Raw genomic sequence first — 4,319 nt, 5'->3', positions numbered from 1 at the left:
ATAAAAAAGAAGAACCCCGTATCGAAAGGTATGGGGTTTTTGTTTATCTATAGAATATTAATTCGAATATTTCGTATTTTAAGGTATTATATCTATCATCTAATTTTCTATTTTGTATGAATATTTTTAATGAAACCAACCTTTCTAGAATTTAGACATCTTAAAACTTTATTAGCCTTAAAAGAGACAGGGAGCGTTTCTTTGGCAGCAAAGCGAGTATATTTAACCCAATCAGCCCTTTCTCACCAAATTAAATTAATAGAAGAACAGTTTGGTTTACCTTTGTTTGAGCGTAAAAGTAATCCACTTCGTTTTACTTCGGCAGGAGAGCGTTTAATTCGTCTTGCTAATGAAGTGATGCCAAAAGTTGTTGATGCTGAACGTGATCTTGCACGCGTTAAACATGGTGATGCGGGGCAGCTGAGAATAGCTGTGGAATGTCATACTTGTTTTGATTGGTTAATGCCTGCTATGGATGAATTCCGTCGGCATTGGGGGCTAGTTGAGTTAGATATTGTATCTGGTTTTCATACGGATCCTGTTGGTTTATTACTTTCTCACCGAGCAGATTGGGCGATAGTATCAGAAGTAGAGCATAATGATGATGTAATTTTTAAACCGCTCTTTTCTTATGAGATGGTTGGAATTTGCTCAAAAGATCACCCTTTAGCTGAAAAAGACATTTGGGACGCGGAAGATTTTGCGTATGAAACCTGGGTAACTTACCCAGTTCCTGATGATATGTTAGATCTATTGCGTAAAGTGCTTAAACCAAAAGGCATTAATCCTACTCGCCGCACAACTGAATTGACTATTGCTATGATTCAATTAGTAGCGAGTCGTCGTGGTATTGCGACTATCCCTTATTGGGCTGCGTTGCCTTATTTGGAAAAGGGTTATGTCGTAGCAAGAAAAGTCACAAAAGAGGGTTTATATAGCAATCTATATGCGGCTATTCGCAAAGAAGATGAATCCCTTTCTTATTTAGAAGATTTTTATCAAACCGTAAAAGCTCAAAGTTTTTCAACTTTACCAGGGCTATCCGTTTTAGATTTATAGAAGTAATAAATGAATTTTTCTCAACAAAATCAGCAGCCTCACCCAATTAGTGCGGCGGCTAAAGCAGCTTTTCCTTATAGTGCGCCAATGATTGCCGGATTTCTATTTCTTGGTGTGGCATACGGTATTTATATGAAGGCACTTGGTTTCGGATTTTTATATCCTACTTTTATGGCTTTACTTATTTATGCCGGTTCGGTTGAGTTTATTGCTGCAGGGGCACTTATTGCACCTTTTTCTCCTATCAGTGTGTTATTAATTACCTTAATGATCAGTACTCGTCAGATTTTCTATGGCATATCAATGTTAGAAAAATATGGGGTACATATCGGTCATAAACGTTGGTATTTAATTACTACCCTTGTAGATGAATCTTTTTCTTTAAATTATATGGCCAAAATTCCACAGCACTTAGATAAAGGTTGGTATATGTTTTTTGTCAGCTTATATTTGCATATTTATTGGGTGGTTGGTGCTGCAATTGGTAACTTATTTGGCTCTGTTTTACCTTTTGATTTAAAAGGTGTGGAATTCTCTATGACCGCTCTTTTCTTAGTCATTTTTGCAGAAAATTGGATAAAGGAAAAATCCCATGAAAGCTCTCTCTTAGGTTTAGGGATTGCATTGGCTTTTTTACTGATTGTAGGCAAAGAATATTTTTTAATTCCAACATTAATTGGTATCTGGTTAATTCTAACTATGCGTGGACCTAAATTAGACACAAAATTGGAGTCACTAAAATGACACTTACAGAACAGATTATGACGATTGGAATTTGTGTGCTTACGGTGCAATTTACGCGCTTATTGCCATTTTTTGTCTTCCCAGCCAATCGTCCGATTCCACAATATATTCGCTATCTTGGGAAAGTTTTACCTCCAGCTATGTTTGGTATGCTTGTAGTTTATTGCTATAAGAATGTTGATGTTTTAACTGGTTATCATGGTATCCCTGATTTTCTTGCAGGCATAGTGGTGCTAGGGTTGCATTTTTGGAAGAAAAATATGTTTCTATCTATTGCTGTTGGTACGCTTTTCTATATGCTTTTAGTACAACTTGTCTTTATTTAGAATAAAATCATAACTTTCATTTCTCTATAATTCTCTTGAATCTAAAGTTACTTCATAGTTTATAATCAATCCAATTTCTAGAATAATAGAAATTGGAATTCTAGTTATTATAAAAGATAGAACCTCGTTTTATTAAATTTCTTTCTTGTTCATAGCATTACCATCAGGATTCTTAAAAGAATTTAGCCGGTAACAAAGTGCGTGTTGAGCGAGCTAATGTTATCTAATTCCCCCAAATTGGATAAGCTCCCAAAATTTAGATGTGCGTACTCGTCTCCGGCTTTTTATGCACTAATGATGGTGAAAATACCTTTATTTTTGATAAGAAAAAATAATTTCAGCTTGCAATCGGTTGCTTTTTTTTCTGATCTTTTCCTTGTTTTAAAAATCTTTTATCATGGCGCCCGTTTTTATTTTTAATTGAAGAGAACAGAATTATGGAATTGAATTTAGTTGAATTATTGGGTTATATCGCAACCTTTTTTGTTGCAGTATCGTTTTTGTTTAAATCTATCGTACATTTACGCATAGTGAACAGCATTGGAGCAATTTTATTTGTTATCTATAGCGTAATTATCGCCGCCTATCCTGTTGCATTATTAAATGCATTTTTAGCCGTTGTGAATGTTTATCAACTTTGGCGATTAAGACAAGAAAAAGTCTCTAAATAAAAGAAAAGCGTTGAATTAAATTTCAACGCTTTTTTCTGGAAAAGTGCGGTGAAATTTCACCGCACTTTGTCGTTTTAATGTCGTTTTAATGTTCACGAGTTTTGTAAAAAACGACATCAGGATAACGTTCTTGAGCTAAATTCAGATTTACCATTGTTGGCGCAATATAGGTTAAGTTATCTCCACCATCTAAAGCTAAATTTTGCTCATTTTTGCGTTTAAATTCTTCGAATTTTTTCGCATCGGCACATTCCACCCAGCGTGCGGTTGCAACGTTCACATTTTCATAAATCGCTTCTACGTTATATTCAGTTTTTAGACGAGAAACCACCACATCAAACTGCAAGACACCCACCGCACCTACAATTAAATCGTTATTCATTAATGGGCGAAATACCTGAACAGCACCTTCTTCTGAAAGTTGTACTAAACCTTTAAGTAATTGTTTTTGTTTGAGTGGATCTCTCAAGCGAATACGGCGGAATAGCTCAGGCGCAAAGTTTGGAATACCGGTAAATTTTAAGGTTTCACCTTGCGTAAAGGTATCGCCAATTTGGATCGTGCCGTGATTATGTAAACCAATAATATCACCAGCGTAAGCTTCTTCGGCGTGAGCACGGTCGCCAGCCATAAAGGTGAGTGCGTCAGAAATCACTACATCTTTACCAATTCGAACATGTTTTAGTTTCATTCCTTTTTCATATTTGCCTGAAACGACGCGCATAAAGGCAACACGGTCGCGGTGTTTTGGATCCATATTAGCTTGAATTTTAAATACGAAACCAGAGAATTTTTCTTCTGAACTTTCGACCGTTCTTATATCTGCTTGACGAGATTTTGGTTTTGGTGCCCATTGTGTTAAACCATCAAGGAAATGATCCACACCGAAGTTACCTAATGCTGTCCCGAAAAATACTGGTGTAAGTTCACCTTTAATAAAGGCATCATGTTCAAATTCATTACTTGCGCCTTGCACTAATTCCAATTCATCGCGAAGTTGTTGTGCTAAATCATCGCCAACAGCGGCATCTAATTCTGGGCTATTTAAACCTTTGACAATGCGAACTTCTTGAATGGTTGAGCCTTGACCGGATTGATAAAGATAGGTTTCATCTTTAGCAATATGATAAACGCCTTTAAATAATTTCCCGCAACCAATCGGCCATGTAATTGGCGCACAACGAATTTTCAGAATATTTTCCACTTCATCTAACAATTCCATTGGATCGCGAATATCGCGGTCTAGTTTGTTCATGAAAGTGATGATTGGCGTATCACGTAAGCGAGTCACTTCCATTAGTTTAATTGTACGTTCCTCAACCCCTTTTGCTGAGTCGATAACCATTAAACAGCTATCCACAGCGGTTAAAGTGCGGTAAGTATCTTCAGAGAAATCTTCGTGTCCCGGGGTATCAAGTAAGTTCACCAAGCAATCGTTATAAGGAAATTGCATTACGGAAGTGGTAATCGAAATCCCACGTTGTTTTTCCATTTCCATCCAGTCGGATTTGGCATGTGC

The 4,319-nt window shown here is 36.6% G+C and carries 5 protein-coding genes; 4 read left to right on the top strand and 1 reads right to left on the bottom strand.

Annotated features, from left to right (window positions below):
• Window positions 1–129 precede the first annotated feature (129 nt).
• From AAX18_RS08360 to AAX18_RS08345, 4 genes are all read left to right on the top strand, one after another.
• A complete protein-coding gene (locus AAX18_RS08360; protein WP_005629156.1) occupies window positions 130–1,059 on the top strand; it encodes a LysR family transcriptional regulator in 930 nt (309 codons plus the stop codon).
• Between the two features lie 9 nt (window positions 1,060–1,068).
• Window positions 1,069–1,803, top strand: a complete 735-nt coding sequence (azlC, locus tag AAX18_RS08355) for an azaleucine resistance protein AzlC (RefSeq protein WP_046953548.1) — start codon at window positions 1,069–1,071, stop codon at window positions 1,801–1,803.
• Entirely contained in the window at window positions 1,800–2,129 is a 330-nt protein-coding gene (locus AAX18_RS08350) for a branched-chain amino acid transporter permease (protein ID WP_005629158.1), read from the top strand. Before azlC ends, AAX18_RS08350 begins: the two co-directional genes overlap by 4 nt.
• A gap of 437 nt (window positions 2,130–2,566) precedes the next feature.
• On the top strand, window positions 2,567–2,800 hold the full coding sequence (locus AAX18_RS08345; RefSeq protein ID WP_005628380.1) for a YgjV family protein: 234 nt from the start codon (window positions 2,567–2,569) through the stop codon (window positions 2,798–2,800).
• A gap of 85 nt (window positions 2,801–2,885) precedes the next feature.
• Here the strand turns inward: AAX18_RS08345 and prfC are convergent.
• Window positions 2,886–4,319, bottom strand: a 1,434-nt coding sequence (gene prfC, locus AAX18_RS08340; protein ID WP_046953547.1) for a peptide chain release factor 3, incomplete at its 5' end; no start/stop codon positions are given.

The sequence above is a fragment of the Haemophilus haemolyticus genome, from assembly GCF_001008205.1.
In the GTDB taxonomy this organism is placed as follows: Bacteria; Pseudomonadota; Gammaproteobacteria; order Enterobacterales; family Pasteurellaceae; genus Haemophilus; species Haemophilus haemolyticus_Q.
The sequence above is the reverse complement of the archived record's forward strand: the minus strand, read 5'-3'. Positions and strand labels throughout refer to the sequence as shown.

Bases quoted from the DNA above. Each gene is read 5' to 3' on its own strand.
- AAX18_RS08360 (WP_005629156.1), top strand. From the start codon at position 130: ATGAAACCAACCTTTCTAGAATTTAGACATCTTAAAACTTTATTAGCC.
- azlC (WP_046953548.1), top strand. From the start codon at position 1,069: ATGAATTTTTCTCAACAAAATCAGCAGCCTCACCCAATTAGTGCGGCG.
- AAX18_RS08350 (WP_005629158.1), top strand. From the start codon at position 1,800: ATGACACTTACAGAACAGATTATGACGATTGGAATTTGTGTGCTTACG.
- AAX18_RS08345 (WP_005628380.1), top strand. From the start codon at position 2,567: ATGGAATTGAATTTAGTTGAATTATTGGGTTATATCGCAACCTTTTTT.